At 40.5% G+C, this 12,712-nt stretch carries 13 protein-coding genes; 4 read left to right on the plus strand and 9 right to left on the minus strand.

Annotation, left to right across the window (positions count from 1 at the left end; all coding sequences use genetic code 11):
• Window positions 1–59: 59 nt before the first annotated feature.
• Window positions 60–959 carry a LysR family transcriptional regulator gene (locus JO943_RS01845; RefSeq protein ID WP_005230452.1) on the minus strand — a complete coding sequence of 300 codons (900 nt, stop codon included), beginning with the start codon at window positions 957–959 and terminating at the stop codon, window positions 60–62.
• 108 nt (window positions 960–1,067) lie between these two features.
• Here JO943_RS01845 and JO943_RS01850 point away from each other — a divergent pair, with 108 nt between their 5' ends.
• The 3 genes from JO943_RS01850 to JO943_RS01860 all read left to right on the plus strand — a co-directional run bounded on the left by JO943_RS01850 (window position 1,068) and on the right by JO943_RS01860 (window position 4,067).
• The gene (locus tag JO943_RS01850) at window positions 1,068–2,435 is read left to right on the plus strand and encodes an MFS transporter (protein WP_202739817.1); all 1,368 of its coding nucleotides are present in this window, start codon (window positions 1,068–1,070) and stop codon (window positions 2,433–2,435) included.
• 96 nt (window positions 2,436–2,531) lie between these two features.
• On the plus strand, window positions 2,532–3,173 hold the full coding sequence (locus JO943_RS01855; RefSeq protein ID WP_005230456.1) for an SOS response-associated peptidase: 642 nt from the start codon (window positions 2,532–2,534) through the stop codon (window positions 3,171–3,173).
• Window positions 3,174–3,713: 540 nt separating this feature from the next.
• Window positions 3,714–4,067, plus strand: a complete 354-nt coding sequence (locus tag JO943_RS01860; protein ID WP_005285847.1) for a hypothetical protein — start codon at window positions 3,714–3,716, stop codon at window positions 4,065–4,067.
• Here the strand turns inward: JO943_RS01860 and JO943_RS01865 are convergent.
• The 5 genes from JO943_RS01865 to JO943_RS01885 form a co-directional block, all read right to left on the minus strand.
• Window positions 4,054–4,524: a BLUF domain-containing protein gene (locus JO943_RS01865; protein WP_202739818.1), complete on the minus strand. Its 471-nt coding sequence runs from the start codon at window positions 4,522–4,524 to the stop codon at window positions 4,054–4,056. The two genes, JO943_RS01860 and JO943_RS01865, sit on opposite strands and share 14 nt — an antisense overlap.
• A 140-nt stretch (window positions 4,525–4,664) precedes the next feature.
• Entirely contained in the window at window positions 4,665–5,309 is a 645-nt protein-coding gene (locus JO943_RS01870) for a glycosyltransferase (RefSeq protein ID WP_005230462.1), read from the minus strand.
• Window positions 5,306–5,905: a class I SAM-dependent methyltransferase gene (locus JO943_RS01875; RefSeq protein WP_202739819.1), complete on the minus strand. Its 600-nt coding sequence runs from the start codon at window positions 5,903–5,905 to the stop codon at window positions 5,306–5,308. The genes JO943_RS01870 and JO943_RS01875 overlap by 4 nt, the downstream gene beginning before the upstream one ends.
• Window positions 5,898–6,674: a PIG-L deacetylase family protein gene (locus JO943_RS01880; RefSeq protein WP_227614389.1), complete on the minus strand. Its 777-nt coding sequence runs from the start codon at window positions 6,672–6,674 to the stop codon at window positions 5,898–5,900. Before JO943_RS01880 ends, JO943_RS01875 begins: the two co-directional genes overlap by 8 nt.
• The gene (locus JO943_RS01885) at window positions 6,662–7,675 is read right to left on the minus strand and encodes an acyl-CoA/acyl-ACP dehydrogenase (RefSeq protein ID WP_202739821.1); all 1,014 of its coding nucleotides are present in this window, start codon (window positions 7,673–7,675) and stop codon (window positions 6,662–6,664) included. Before JO943_RS01885 ends, JO943_RS01880 begins: the two co-directional genes overlap by 13 nt.
• Window positions 7,676–7,937: 262 nt before the next feature.
• On the opposite strand from JO943_RS01885, the gene JO943_RS01890 reads away from it, so the two are divergent.
• A complete protein-coding gene (locus JO943_RS01890) occupies window positions 7,938–8,171 on the plus strand; it encodes a DUF2171 domain-containing protein (protein ID WP_005230470.1) in 234 nt (77 codons plus the stop codon).
• Window positions 8,172–8,284: 113 nt separating this feature from the next.
• On the opposite strand, the gene JO943_RS01895 is transcribed toward JO943_RS01890, so the two are convergent.
• The 3 genes from JO943_RS01895 to JO943_RS01905 all read right to left on the minus strand — a co-directional run bounded on the left by JO943_RS01895 (window position 8,285) and on the right by JO943_RS01905 (window position 12,663).
• Window positions 8,285–9,217 (minus strand): lauroyl acyltransferase, encoded by a 933-nt coding sequence (locus JO943_RS01895; protein WP_202739822.1) that lies wholly within the window; start codon window positions 9,215–9,217, stop codon window positions 8,285–8,287.
• A 274-nt stretch (window positions 9,218–9,491) separates the two neighbouring features.
• Complete coding sequence (locus JO943_RS01900) at window positions 9,492–11,162, minus strand: SEL1-like repeat protein (RefSeq protein WP_202739823.1); 1,671 nt, start codon at window positions 11,160–11,162, stop codon at window positions 9,492–9,494.
• 328 nt (window positions 11,163–11,490) lie between these two features.
• Complete coding sequence (locus tag JO943_RS01905) at window positions 11,491–12,663, minus strand: benzoate/H(+) symporter BenE family transporter (RefSeq protein WP_262753647.1); 1,173 nt, start codon at window positions 12,661–12,663, stop codon at window positions 11,491–11,493.
• Window positions 12,664–12,712: the final 49 nt, after the last annotated feature.

Raw genomic sequence — 12,712 nt, forward strand, 5'->3', positions numbered from 1 at the left:
TTTTCTGGCAGTTTCTGTAAATGCATTATCACCATGAGATAATTTTCGAAAGCGACCCTTTATGTAGAAAGTCTTAAGTTCATCTGCTCAACCAGATAGTCCAGTAACACCCTAACTTTAAGAGCCATTAATTTATTGTGGGTAAATAAAGCATACAGTGGTCGTGGTGGCATTTCATATTCAGGCAGTAATATCTGTAATTGTTGCTGTTTAATATTTTTCTCTACATACCATAAGGGCGTCATTACAATCCCTGCACCGTTGATGGCTGCATAGACCACACCATCCAGCGTATTTGATCGCATTCTGGCTGGTACTTTGATTTTAAGCGTTGTGTTGTGTGCTTTAAATATCCATTCATGAACAGAGGAATGCTGGCTATACACCAGACAATGATGTTGCAGTAAATCGACAGGTTTTTGGGGCTGTTTTCTTCCCTGTAGATAATTCGGGGCAGCACAAAGTACCCAATGGATATCAGCTAATTTTCTGCTTAAAAGTGACGAATCTTCTAGCTCTCCTACTCTTAACGCGATATCAATGCCCTCATCCATTAAGTGAACAGGTCGATCGAGCAGTGTCACCTCAACATCTATCTGAGGATAAATCATTAAAAAATCAGCCAGAATGGGCAGCAGATGATGACGTCCTAACAACGTGGGCGCACTGATATGTACACGTCCGACAGGTTCTTTTGCGGTTTCAATTAAATTCAGCTCAATCTGTTCTAGCTCACTTAAAACATGTTTGGCTGAACTGTAATAGGTATTGCCTGCTTCAGTGAGTACTAACTTTCGTGTAGAACGGATAAGTAAACGATTTCCAAGTCTTTCTTCCAAAGCTGTGAGTTGGCGGCTGATGGTAGAAATGGAAAGACCTGTTTGACGTGCAGCCCCAGATAAACTGCCCGATTCAACAGTGGCTACAAACAAGGCCAGTGTATCAAAACGTTCTTTCATCGCCATCCTATCTTTGCATATATGCAAAAGTACTCTGCAATTTAGCTTATTATCACAATAATCCTAGCATGATAATTTGAATATGACATAGGCTATTCGTATCTAGGTATGAAATCTTTCCTGCAAAAATTAAGTGTTCCTGAACGTAGACAGAAACTCTCGTTTTATCTTTCGGTTTTCAGTCTATGTCTTGCGGCTTTTATCGCAAGTCTCGATGCTTCGATTACCAATGTCGCTTTACCCAATATTAGTACTGAGCTCAATATTGCCGCTGCTACAGCAGTTTGGATCGTAAATAGTTATCAGTTGGTGATGGTGGCTTTGATTCTGCCGATTGCAGCGTTTGCCGATCAGATCGGCTATAAGAAAATCTTTATTTATGGGCTGATCATTTTTACCCTAGCTTCCTATTTATGTGGGCATGCAGATTCCATCAATCAATTGTTAGGAGCACGTGCAATACAAGGTCTGGGAGCAGCCGCGATCTTGGGAAGTAATCTTGCGCTAGTTCGTTTAACGTATGACCCTACTCATCTCGGTTTAGGCTTGGGTATGAATGCTTTTGTGATCGCGATGGGACTGGCGGGTGGCCCTGTTCTTGCTACTCTTATTTTAGCAATCTCTAGTTGGCAGTGGTTATTCCTGATCAATATTCCAGTTGGAATGCTGGCCTGTCTATTTGCAATGAATCTACCCCATCAAGAAAACAAAACGGTTAAACATTATAATTTTTACTCAGCTGTGCTGTGTATGCTGATGTTTAGCTGCCTCATCTATGCTTTGGGAAGTTTCACTTTAGCAGTTCCTAAAGCTCTAAGCGTTGTGATTTTATTGCTGGGTATGGTATGTGGCTGGCAATTATTTCGTCGTGATACACGCCATCCTGCCCCCATTTTTCCTTTTGATTTGTTCAGCCATGCTGTTTTTTCACTTTCTATTTTTACAGCTTGTGCAGCATTTATTGCGCAGGGTTTGACAATGGTTGCTCTGCCTTTCCTTTTTCATCAGGCCGGTTTTTCTCAGAGTCAGATTGGTTGGCTGATTGCGCCGTGGGCCTGTATGGGGGCAATCACAGCACCTTTTGCAGGAGTATTTGCCAAAAGAATATCTCCTGCAGTATTAGGTTTAACTGGATTATTGTTACTCAGCGGTGGACTGATGATTTTAGCTTTAACCCTAAGCCATCTGTCTTATGTCGTTATTATTATAATCATGCTTTGTTGTGGTTTAGGCTTTGGCCTATTTTTAACCCCTAATCAACAAATGGCGATTGCAAGCAGTTCCTTAAACAAAAGTGGCGCTGCTGGTGGCATGCTCAATATGGTAAGAACTTTGGGACAAGCCATTGGTGCAACATGTGTGGCCCTGTCTTTTAGCTTGGGTTACAGCCATTACGTGTTATGGATAGGTGTAGTTTTTGCTTTTCTGGCAGCTTTTTTAAGTCTCATACGCTTAGCATTAACCACCAAAACTTAACGCAGAGATGCAATCAAAATACAAAAAGTGCCTCATAAATAACCTGAGTTTGATGAACACTGAATGGATGTTTATTGATCATATTTGGGTGGAGATATGTGTGCGAATTATCGACCTCTTCATAAAAGCCGGGCTCACTTATTGGATTTATTCGAACCGACATTTGATTATAAAATGGATATTTATCCCGGAGACAGCAGTCCAATCCTGATCTCATCGAATGAAAAAGTACAATGGCGCTCTGCCCGTTTTGGACTCATTCCTTTTTGGGCCGAAGACTTGAAGCTGTCTCAACATACCTATAATGCACGCGCTGAAACCGTGGCTGAAAAAAACAGTTTTAGACATGCCTGGAAGAAAAATCAATTTGCTTTGGTCCCTGTGGATGCGATTTTCGAACCTAAATATATTGATGGTCAGGCACATTGGTATGCTATTTATCGGCAGGACAAAAAGCCTTTTACCGTTGCTGCCCTTTATGAACATGCGAGTGTGGACGGTCAGGAAATTCTCTCCATGACCATGCTGACCACCAACGCAGATACTCATCCTTTAATGAAACAATTTCATTCGCCAGAACATGAAAGAAGATCTGTTGTGATCATTCCGGAAGGTCATCGTCTCGATTGGCTAAATACACAACATGCACAGGCTGTAGAACTGATTCGTGAGTTTTCAGCTGATGAATTTACTGCTGCACCGAAACACCAGATCGATAACTTTTTCTTCCCTGACTGAGGATAAACTTAATTAGAATTTTGATGGTTATTTGGTTTTTATTAATAAGAGGAAATAAAAATATAATAACGTATTGAGGGTGAAGATAATCACTTAGCCGATTTTAATTATTTTTTTTGATAATCCTCTCTTTATTAGAAAATACTGTATGTTGCGTTTTGTTAAAAATGTAAATTTAAGGGAAATACTAAAAATAAGTAAGTGATTGATTTTAAACAAATATAATAAATGTGAAAATGTAAATTTTGAGCAAAAAATATGCATTTGTAGGCGATATCTTACAAGTGTGTAAGCCAAAAGCTTATACATCAACTATTTGATTTTTTTAATAATTAGCTCGGTACATTTAAACGCTCTTTACTATTCAATAGAAAGCTGAATATTAATGAAGAGATCCCGTAAAATAAAAAAGGCATCTTTATTAATATAAGAAATCTGAATAATAGAAAAGAATCTCAAATAACGTCTAAATATGTACTAATCTTTCCTCTGGTTACAGAGGAAAGATTTTTAAATTAACTTCAGGATAGGAAATAGAATATGTTTATTGCAAAAAATATCTTTGTCTTTTTACTATCAATGCTAGCCTTATGCCTGGTGATCATTTTCTTTAATTATCTCGGCTTCAATGAAACAGTTAATCTGATACTGTCCTCGTCCTTATTTGGCATGTTCATTACCTGGTATTTTAAAGGTACGGAATTATGTCTGGCCTTATTTAGTTTTTTCTATTGCGCCATGTTAATTATTAGCCAGAGTATGGAAGTGATCCTGATGTTTGGTACTTCCATCTCTGTCTATTTGTTCATGAGCAAACTGTTACCTAAGCTTAAAAATCTGAATTTTAAACTTGGCAGTAAACAGCTAGATAGTGATTCGCTTAGAACGGATTAACACCACGATTGACCATCCCCACTTTTTTAGCGACCGGCAGCGTGGTCTGTTCTGCGAGCAGCAACTCCTCGAGAAAAGCATTCAGGCTATTTGGCTCTAGACAGCCTGGATTAAAACTATTTTCTCCCAAGTTCAGAAAGAAAGTCTCAATATTGGTATTTCGCTGTACATATTTCATTGACCAGCGCTTAAACGTATATTGGTCAATGGGATCTGTGCCGAAATGTTTAACTTCAAGATGTCTGGCATCGGTTTTTATTTTTTCAAATAAACTTTCAACGATGGTTTGCTCTCCTTCCAAGCATTGAAAAAAAGCATTATCGGCATAGTACAACACCCCATAGATACAATGTTGAGTATTGAAATCCCGGGCTTCGGTAAGAATGTCGCGTAAATCTTGCAGCAAATCGTCGCTATTTTCATTGCGTTTGCTGGCATAACACAGTCGTATATTCATTAAGATTTCCGCAAACTATGAAAGTTTTTGTGAAGAAGAATTTTAAAAACTATCATATATTTACAGAATCACGAATATTTAATTTTTTTATTTTCTCATTTTATTTTTTACCGTTTGATCAATTTTATCTTAAATACCCATTAGAGTTGTTTTAAAAAGTGCGATAAGCCTTGTGGTGCACGGCCATGCAAGCGGCTGCTGGTGGTGACCCGAACCAGATTACTCCAGGTGATCTTGCAACATTGGGTCATGAATTTTTCAATTAAGGATACATCCTCATGGCAAGGAATCGGCTCAAATCCGCCAGCCTGAAGATAGGCATCTACACTAAAGCTTAAATTTGCCCCATGAATATGTTGATGATCCATGCTGTCCTGATAATGAGCCAGATATTTTTGCTGTTGTGATGCGGATAAGGGATCGAGATCATCCAGCACCACGATTCCACAAATTGCATCTGTAGGCTGATGTTGCATCTGGCACAATAACCAGTCTGGATCAACAATCGTATCTGCATCTGTACAGGCAATCCAGTTCGCACCCTGCTGGATCAGATGACGGATTCCCAGATCCCTGGCCTTGCCTACACAGGCATAATCACATTCAATCCAGTTCACCTGATGTGCTTGGACAATTGAGCGGGACTGATCCGTACAACTGTCTAAAACCACCAGGATGTCGACCTGATCTTGCGGTATATGCTGAGTTGCCTGTTGAATGGATTGCAAACAGGCCGATAAAAACATTTCTTCATTATGCGCTGGAATTACAATACCGATTTTCATATTAATCCCTGTTGTTTGGCTAGAGAAGAAGGATTCACTGTCCAGATATCAATCATGAAATCCGGATCATTCAGACTTAAATAATGAGAGAACGGTAAAGACTGTTTTAAATGATGGTGAACTTGCAAGGCGTCCAGTTCAAAATCCCGAATCTCATGCCGCCAGTGGCAACACAGGATTTCCCCTTGTGGCGTCAGGCTATGTTTGAGCTGACCGATCAACTGTTTTAACTCTACAGATGATAGATAATAGGCCACTTCACTGATCACAATCAGGTCAAACTTCTGCTCAGGAAAATTTTCGGGTATTTTGTGCTGTTGAACACTGACATGGTCCAGGTTCTGTAAACGTTGGGTAGCCAGTTGAACCGCATGCGCAGAAACATCTACACATAACAGCTGATTGCAACGTTTCGCCAGATGGATACTTAAATGGCCGTTGGAGCAGCCGATTTCCAGTACACTGGGATAATGTTGCTGGGTCAGGACAGCCAGACAAACCTGCCTTTTACGTGCTTCATACCAGTGTTGATCGTAGCCCCAAGGATCATTACTCTGGTGATATAACACTTCAAAATATTGACTGAAATCATTCACAAAGATAAACCTCCCACGGCATCAACAACCGGTCGATGATCGCTGGAGATAGAACGGCCGCCTGACCGGTACTTTCATCCGCCTCAATCTGGCTTTTAAATTGCATAATGGCCTGACCTTTTTTGATTAATTGCGGCTCGGTTAAACGGTAAGCACGAGCCTTTTGCCAATCGATACGAGGGTCCAGAGGCCGAGCCCAGTGCCAGGCCCAGATCAGCACATGTAAACAGCACTGCTCATGTGCTGAAGCAAAGGCTTGTACGGTTTTACCAACGGCTTCGTGATCGGGATGCCCATCCTGTGCATAGCTACAAATCAGGATATCTTCCGCTTGAACCAGCTTGTCCAGTTGTTGCCACAGTTGCTGCTGGTGCAAATGAACCTGTCCATCGGGTAAATTGAGTGCAATGCGTTGAGCATGTTCAGCAACACCCAAACAGTCTAAAGCCGCTAAACTTTCTTGCGGACGAATCTGATCCAGTTGTTCTGGAGTGTACTTGGTAGAGTGTGGATGACTTTGTGTGCCATTGCTCACTGCGAGGATCAGCAGACGGCAATTCAGTGTGATCAGCTGTTGCATTAAGCCCCCACAACCCAGAATTTCGTCATCAGGATGCGGTGCAACAATCACGATTCTTTTGGATTGAAATTTTTCAAGATTGAGCGGCGATAACGGTTGTTGTTCAAAGCTGTGTAGCCATTGTGCTTTTGAAGTTCCTAGTCCTTCAATGATGCGATCTTCAACCAAAGGTTGATTTAGAGTTCCCACGACACCTGCTCCTCTAAACATCGTTCAGCAATCTGCTCATTATCTAATGCCGCATGACTTTGCCGAATAAATACTGGTAAATCTGCCATTAACCGAGCAAAGCTTGCCTGTTCACAAAACGGCCGTGCTCCCAATGCCTTGCCAACGCCTTCTATAACGGCCAGACAACACTGTTCGGTTTGCGCACGCAGAATACGTACTTCGCGTTCATGACTAAGCTTTGGCTGACTGTCGATCAGTTGTGCCACGTGTTGAAAATATTGTCTGGTCACGCCCAGTTGAGCTGCTAGTTGACCCAAATACATTTTTTTAAAGGGATTGGGCGTGGTCAGGCAACTGTGTTGCAGTTCGGCCATTAAGCGGATTGCTGCCCCATACCAGCAAGCTGCAACACCGGCAGCCCCGTGCCAGAAACCTGGCCGGTCAAGATAGGCATTGGGGCTAGCGATCATGTTGACTGGGGTGTCCTGAAAGGTGACTCTGGCTGTCTGTGTGCCTTGCATGCCTACAGCGTGCCATTGGTCTAGCTCAACCTTGAGCGAGACATGATCTAATTCAGCAACGCAAAGTTGGGATTGTCCCTGTTGATCTTTAAAGCTGATTAATGCTTTTTGAATAAACTCGGCACCAGAGCACCACGGTTTAATGCCATGACAGCGCTCATTTTCGACCTGTAACGGTGCCGGCCCACCCTCTGCAGCCCAAATAGCCCACATTTCTTTATCATTTTCTTGCGTATAACCCAGTTCATGCAGAATGCTTAAGGCATCACAATGTGATTCAAACAGCTTGGCTAAACTTAAATCACATCCCGCAATCTGGGCAAAGATTTGCCAGCGTTGATAAGTCTGTCCTGAAGCGGGTTCTGGCAAGCGCCCTAGTGTTTGAATCAACTGCTTGAGTACTTGTGGACGTTGCTGTTGTTGCGCTTCAGCTGTGTACTGCGCAAAGCAATTTAATATGTCAAAGGTTGATCTTTTTATCGATATTTTACTATTCATTGTTAAAATATTAATTCATGACAGTTTATTTAAAAGTAAATGAAAAGTTACGTTTATTTAAATAGATGAATTGTAATAAAAAGATAATTCTTCATTAGTATTGAACTATTTATTTCGTTTTGTTTCATTGTTAACTAAAAGGTAGGTTTAGGTGAAACTATAAAACCATCCTGTAAGGTTTATTTAAAACCCAACAATTACCCGAAAATATGCAGTAGCTTAGTGACTACCGTGTTGTGATACTTATAGAAGAGGTTTAGAAATGAGTACTTTAAATATTCAAGATATTAAAAAACATTCTGATGTAATTGCGTCTTGTGGCACCAAAGTGGGAACAGTTGACCATCTCGAGGGTGACAGCCAACTTAAATTGACGCGTGATGAAAATGATCAGCATCACCTGATCCCGACAGCCTGGATTGGTGAAGTCAAAGATGACAAAGTCATTCTGATTAAAAACTCTGAAGAAGTTAAGCAGCAGTGGCAAGCAATATAAGCCACTCGATGATCTAAAGTATTTGAGTGTGCTTATAAAAAACCGACCGCCATAATCGATTGGCGGTCGGTTTTTTTATTGTTGATATCAATAGTAAATTAGAGGTGACCCGATTATGAATATAACGCAGCCTCGCCTAATGCTCTGGTTTTAAATCTTCGGTGAAACCACATATACTGGGTCGGATACATGCTGATCTGGTTCTCAATAATCAGATTCACTTTGGTGGCATCGGCAACTTCATCCCGACTCGGAAAATTTTCTAAGCGAGGTTCAAGTAAAATGTGATATTGAGGATTACGAATATCACCTTTTCGATAGAAAAATAAAGGAATCGCGGGGACTTTGGAAATATTCATCAGACGGCGATGCGCCGTTACGGTCGCGGCCTGAACATTAAAGAATGGTGCCATTACGCCTTGTTTTAGACCGAAATCCTGATCTGGGCTATACCAGATTGCCCGTCCCTGTTTCAGATTGCTAATCAAACCTTTCATATCATTTTTGGAGATTTGATTTTTATAAATGGTGGCACGTGAGCGGCTGATCAGCATATCTAACAAAGGATTGTTTTGTGGACGATACACTACATCAAGATCGAAGAAGCAACTGCTGACATAACCTCCTGCATCCAGCAAGGTGGTGTGCGAACCCAATAACAGAATACCGGTCTCTCGTGCTTTTGAAATGTGCTCCAAGCCATGAATATGAATACGGTTTCGATACCACTTCGGGCTATACCAGGCATTCAGGGCCTCAAACAAGCCGATCATCATATTGAAAAACACCTGCTTCGCTTCAGCTTCTCTTTGTTGCTGGCTTTTTTCAGGAAAGCAGAGCTCGAAATTTCTTAAGGTGGTTTTTCTTCTGGATTTTAAAACTTTCCAGGCCAGTTTTGATAAAGCGTCAGCGAGTCGCCATTGTACCGCCCAAGGTAATATTGCAAATAACATTAAAATAGTCAGGCAAATCCATATCACCCAGTATCGCGGTAATAAAAATGACCAATAAAACCGGCCTGTTTCATACTTCTGCTTTAAATCCATTTGAACACATTTCTTAAGAAAAACTAAACAGCCTAGCATATAAAATATTTTTATGTCGGACTGTTGCTACAAATACAACAATTCAGTTGCTTTAATTTATATAGGTACTGCAAAATGATATGAAAACATCAATAAGATATTGATTGTATGAGATAAAATAAAATAAGCAAGATGATATACATAATTAAATTATTGTGTGAAGCAGGTCTTATTTAAGCTCTTTATATTATAAACTATGATAATCGGGTTAATTGTATATAGTCTCTTATAAAAATTATTTTTTAACGAGTTGTCCAGTAGATTTTTTATACCATTGTTCTGCTTGAATTTTATTTTGTGGTACACATATACCTTTAGCATATAAATCTCCCAAATTATACATTGCTCTACGCTCTCCAAGATCAGCTGACTTATTAAACCAGCCTAAAGCTAGTTCACAATTTTTTTCAACACCTATCCCCTCTAAATAAGCCATTCCCAAATTATTTTGCGCAAGAGAATGGTTTTGCTGCGCCGCTGCGAGCCACCACTTAACTGCTTCAACATCATTATTATAGTTTTTTTTAGAATTATTTGATTGATGATAAACCATACCAAGCTGAAATTGCATATCGGCATTGCCTAGCTCAGCAACTTTGCGAAACCATTTTATTGCTTCGGAATAATTCTGAGCTACCCCTTCACCATTTAAATAAATAGCTCCCAAAAAATATTGAGCATCTATGTTGTTTTGTATAGCAGCTTTATTTAACCAGCGTAGGGCCTGGATATAGTCTTGGGTTATACCAGCGCCTTTGAAATACATTACTCCTAAGAAATATTGCGCTTCTACATGGCCTTGTTCAGCAGCTTTAATAAACCATTTTTGTGCTTCAGGATAATTCTGAGTTATATCTTTTCCATTAAAATACATTGCCCCCAAAATGTATTGCGCATCAATATCATTCTGTTTTGCGGCTTTACGAAACCAATGTAAAGCTTGGGTATAATTCTGACTTACCCCTTGTCCTTGAGCATATATTAATCCTAAATTTTTTTGTGCTTCAGCATTACCTTGTTCAGCTGCTTTCTGATACCAATAGATAGCCAGAGAATTATCTTGAGTTACTCCATGACCTAGCCTGTACATTTGCCCAAGATTGTATTGTGCAGTTTTTTCACCCTGTTCTGCAGCCTTCCGAAACCAACTGGCTGCCTGTATATTGTCTTGATGTGTGCCCTTTCCTAATCTGTACATTTCTCCTAAATTATATTGTGCATCAACATTATCTAGCTCAGCAGCTTTATGAAACCAATTTAATGCTTGTATATAGTCTTGTGTTACACCTTGCCCTGAAAAATATAATAAACCTAAAGTAACTTGTGCTTTTGATTCTCCTTTTTCTGCAGCCTTGTGATACCAATGGATAGCTTGGGAAATATCTTTAGTTACTCCATATCCAAGCCTGTACATTTGCCCAAGATTGTATTGTGCAGTGCTATTACCTTGTTCTGCAGCTTTGTTAAACCAATTTAAAGCTTCTGAATAATTTTGGCTCACCCCTTGTCCTAAGCCATACATGAAACCTAAAATGTTTTGCGAATCACTACTACCTTCTTTTGCAGCCTTATGGTGCCAATAAATAGCTTGGGAGTAGTCCTGCGGTACGCCGGGATCGCCCAATCTATACATCTCTCCTAAATGATATTGTGCATCAGCACTACCTTGCTTAGCGGCTTTTTTAAACCAATTTAATGCTTGTGTATAGTCTTGGGTTACCCCATGTCCTGTTAAATATACCTTGCCTAAAATAACTTGTGCTTTAGCATCGCCATGTTCAGCTAATGAATTAAATTCTTTAATCTCAGAAATATAGCCTGATTGATCCTTATCAAAGATTGCCCATACTCTTTCACTGCTTAAGAATAAGCTACTTATTAATACAATTAGTCTTATTTTCTTCATGTATTCTTCTCTCTAATAATATTGTAAGAATCATCAGGTGTATAGCTTGGTATTAGATAGCCCTTCAACAAAATAAATATTAACTTGATGTTATAAAAATGAAGTGTTTTTATTGCCTGCTTATATAACAACAAAAGTTAATAAGTTAAAATGTCATTTATCTTTATGGAATAATATGATTAATTATTGTGATTAAACTGTTTAAAAATACGATTTAAAAAAGGAAGTGCGTAAAATAAAAAAGCCAATTGAAGTTTTATAAACAATTGGCTTAATGGTTTTAGCTGTGTTAAAAATAAACTTCCCTAGGCGTTATTGTTATAGTCCCCTATTTACGTTTCACCAGAATCTGATAAGCCAGAATCCCGCCGACCAGGCCCCAAAACGCTGAACCAATTCCTAGTAAGGTGATACCTGACGCGGTGAGAAGAAAACAGATCATTGCTGCATCGCGGCCCTGTTCGTCTACTAATGATTGATGCAGACTGTTCATCAAGGTTGTCAATAATGCCAGTCCAGCCAGAATATGGATTAATACGCTTGGTAAGCCATTAAACAATATAAAAATAGCGCCGCCAAAAATCCCGGCGATTAAGTAAAAAATACCGGCCCAAGTCGATGCAATATAACGTTTTGCCGGATTAGGATGAACATCAGGCGCCATACAAAGCGCTGCGGTAATGGCTGCGATACAGATACTAAAACCACCCCACGGCGCTAAAATAATCGCGGTTAGAGAGGTACAGACCAGCAACATAGAGGTTTTAGGTGTATAACCACTGGCCTGCAAGATCGCAATACCCGGTGCATTTTGCGATGCCAGCGAAACGATAAAAAATGGAATCCCCACACCAATCAGCGTGGTCATGGTGAACTGCGGCTGGACGAAGGTGGGTAGCGTGAAGACATTACCGGTCTGGGTAAAATGCAGGTCTCCGCTGATCCCTGCCACAATAATACCTGTAATCAGCGTTGCAATAATGGCATAGAGTGGAAACCAGCGTCGGGTCAATACAAACGCCGCCAGCATGGCAAGACACAGGATAAAATTGACCTGTAAGGCTTCGAATGTACTTAAACCAAAACGTAACAGGATGCCTGCCAGCATGGCAGAAGCAATCGAGCGTGGAATATAGTTCATCAGCTTGGCAAAAATACCTGTCGCGCCACATAACAGCATCAGACCTGAAGCAAAGATAAACACACCCACCACTTCATTGATACTGACACCAGTCAGGCTGGTGGCAAGCAAGGCAATCCCGGGTGTCGACCACGCCGTTAAAATCGGGGTACGATAATAGAGTGACAATCCGATACTGGTGATGCCCATGCCGATGCCCAGCATCATCAGCCAGCTTCCTGTTTGCGAAGCATCCAGTCCCGCCCTTTCCAGCGCCTGTAAAATAATGGCCAAAGAACTGGCATAGCCGACCAGCACTGCCACAAGCCCGGTCATAATCATGGCTGGTGAGGAAGACCTAAAAAATGCTAAGTTACGCATAGGGAATACTTTACTGAAGAATGAAGGTAGAGTGACTAAAGTATCATCG

This window comes from Acinetobacter sp. 'aerobic (ED)' (genome assembly GCF_904886855.1).
Classification (GTDB): domain Bacteria; phylum Pseudomonadota; class Gammaproteobacteria; order Pseudomonadales; family Moraxellaceae; genus Acinetobacter; species Acinetobacter courvalinii.

Excerpts from the sequence above, each read along its gene's own strand:
- JO943_RS01855 (WP_005230456.1), top strand. The coding sequence starts at position 2,532 with ATGTGTGCGAATTATCGACCTCTTCATAAAAGCCGGGCTCACTTATTG.
- JO943_RS01895 (WP_202739822.1), bottom strand. The coding sequence starts at position 9,217 with ATGGATTTAAAGCAGAAGTATGAAACAGGCCGGTTTTATTGGTCATTT.
- JO943_RS01905 (WP_262753647.1), bottom strand. The coding sequence starts at position 12,663 with ATGCGTAACTTAGCATTTTTTAGGTCTTCCTCACCAGCCATGATTATG.
- JO943_RS01860 (WP_005285847.1), top strand. The coding sequence starts at position 3,714 with ATGTTTATTGCAAAAAATATCTTTGTCTTTTTACTATCAATGCTAGCC.
- JO943_RS01890 (WP_005230470.1), top strand. The coding sequence starts at position 7,938 with ATGAGTACTTTAAATATTCAAGATATTAAAAAACATTCTGATGTAATT.
- JO943_RS01900 (WP_202739823.1), bottom strand. The coding sequence starts at position 11,162 with ATGAAGAAAATAAGACTAATTGTATTAATAAGTAGCTTATTCTTAAGC.
- JO943_RS01885 (WP_202739821.1), bottom strand. The coding sequence starts at position 7,675 with ATGAATAGTAAAATATCGATAAAAAGATCAACCTTTGACATATTAAAT.
- JO943_RS01845 (WP_005230452.1), bottom strand. The coding sequence starts at position 959 with ATGAAAGAACGTTTTGATACACTGGCCTTGTTTGTAGCCACTGTTGAA.
- JO943_RS01850 (WP_202739817.1), top strand. The coding sequence starts at position 1,068 with ATGAAATCTTTCCTGCAAAAATTAAGTGTTCCTGAACGTAGACAGAAA.
- JO943_RS01870 (WP_005230462.1), bottom strand. The coding sequence starts at position 5,309 with ATGAAAATCGGTATTGTAATTCCAGCGCATAATGAAGAAATGTTTTTA.
- JO943_RS01865 (WP_202739818.1), bottom strand. The coding sequence starts at position 4,524 with ATGAATATACGACTGTGTTATGCCAGCAAACGCAATGAAAATAGCGAC.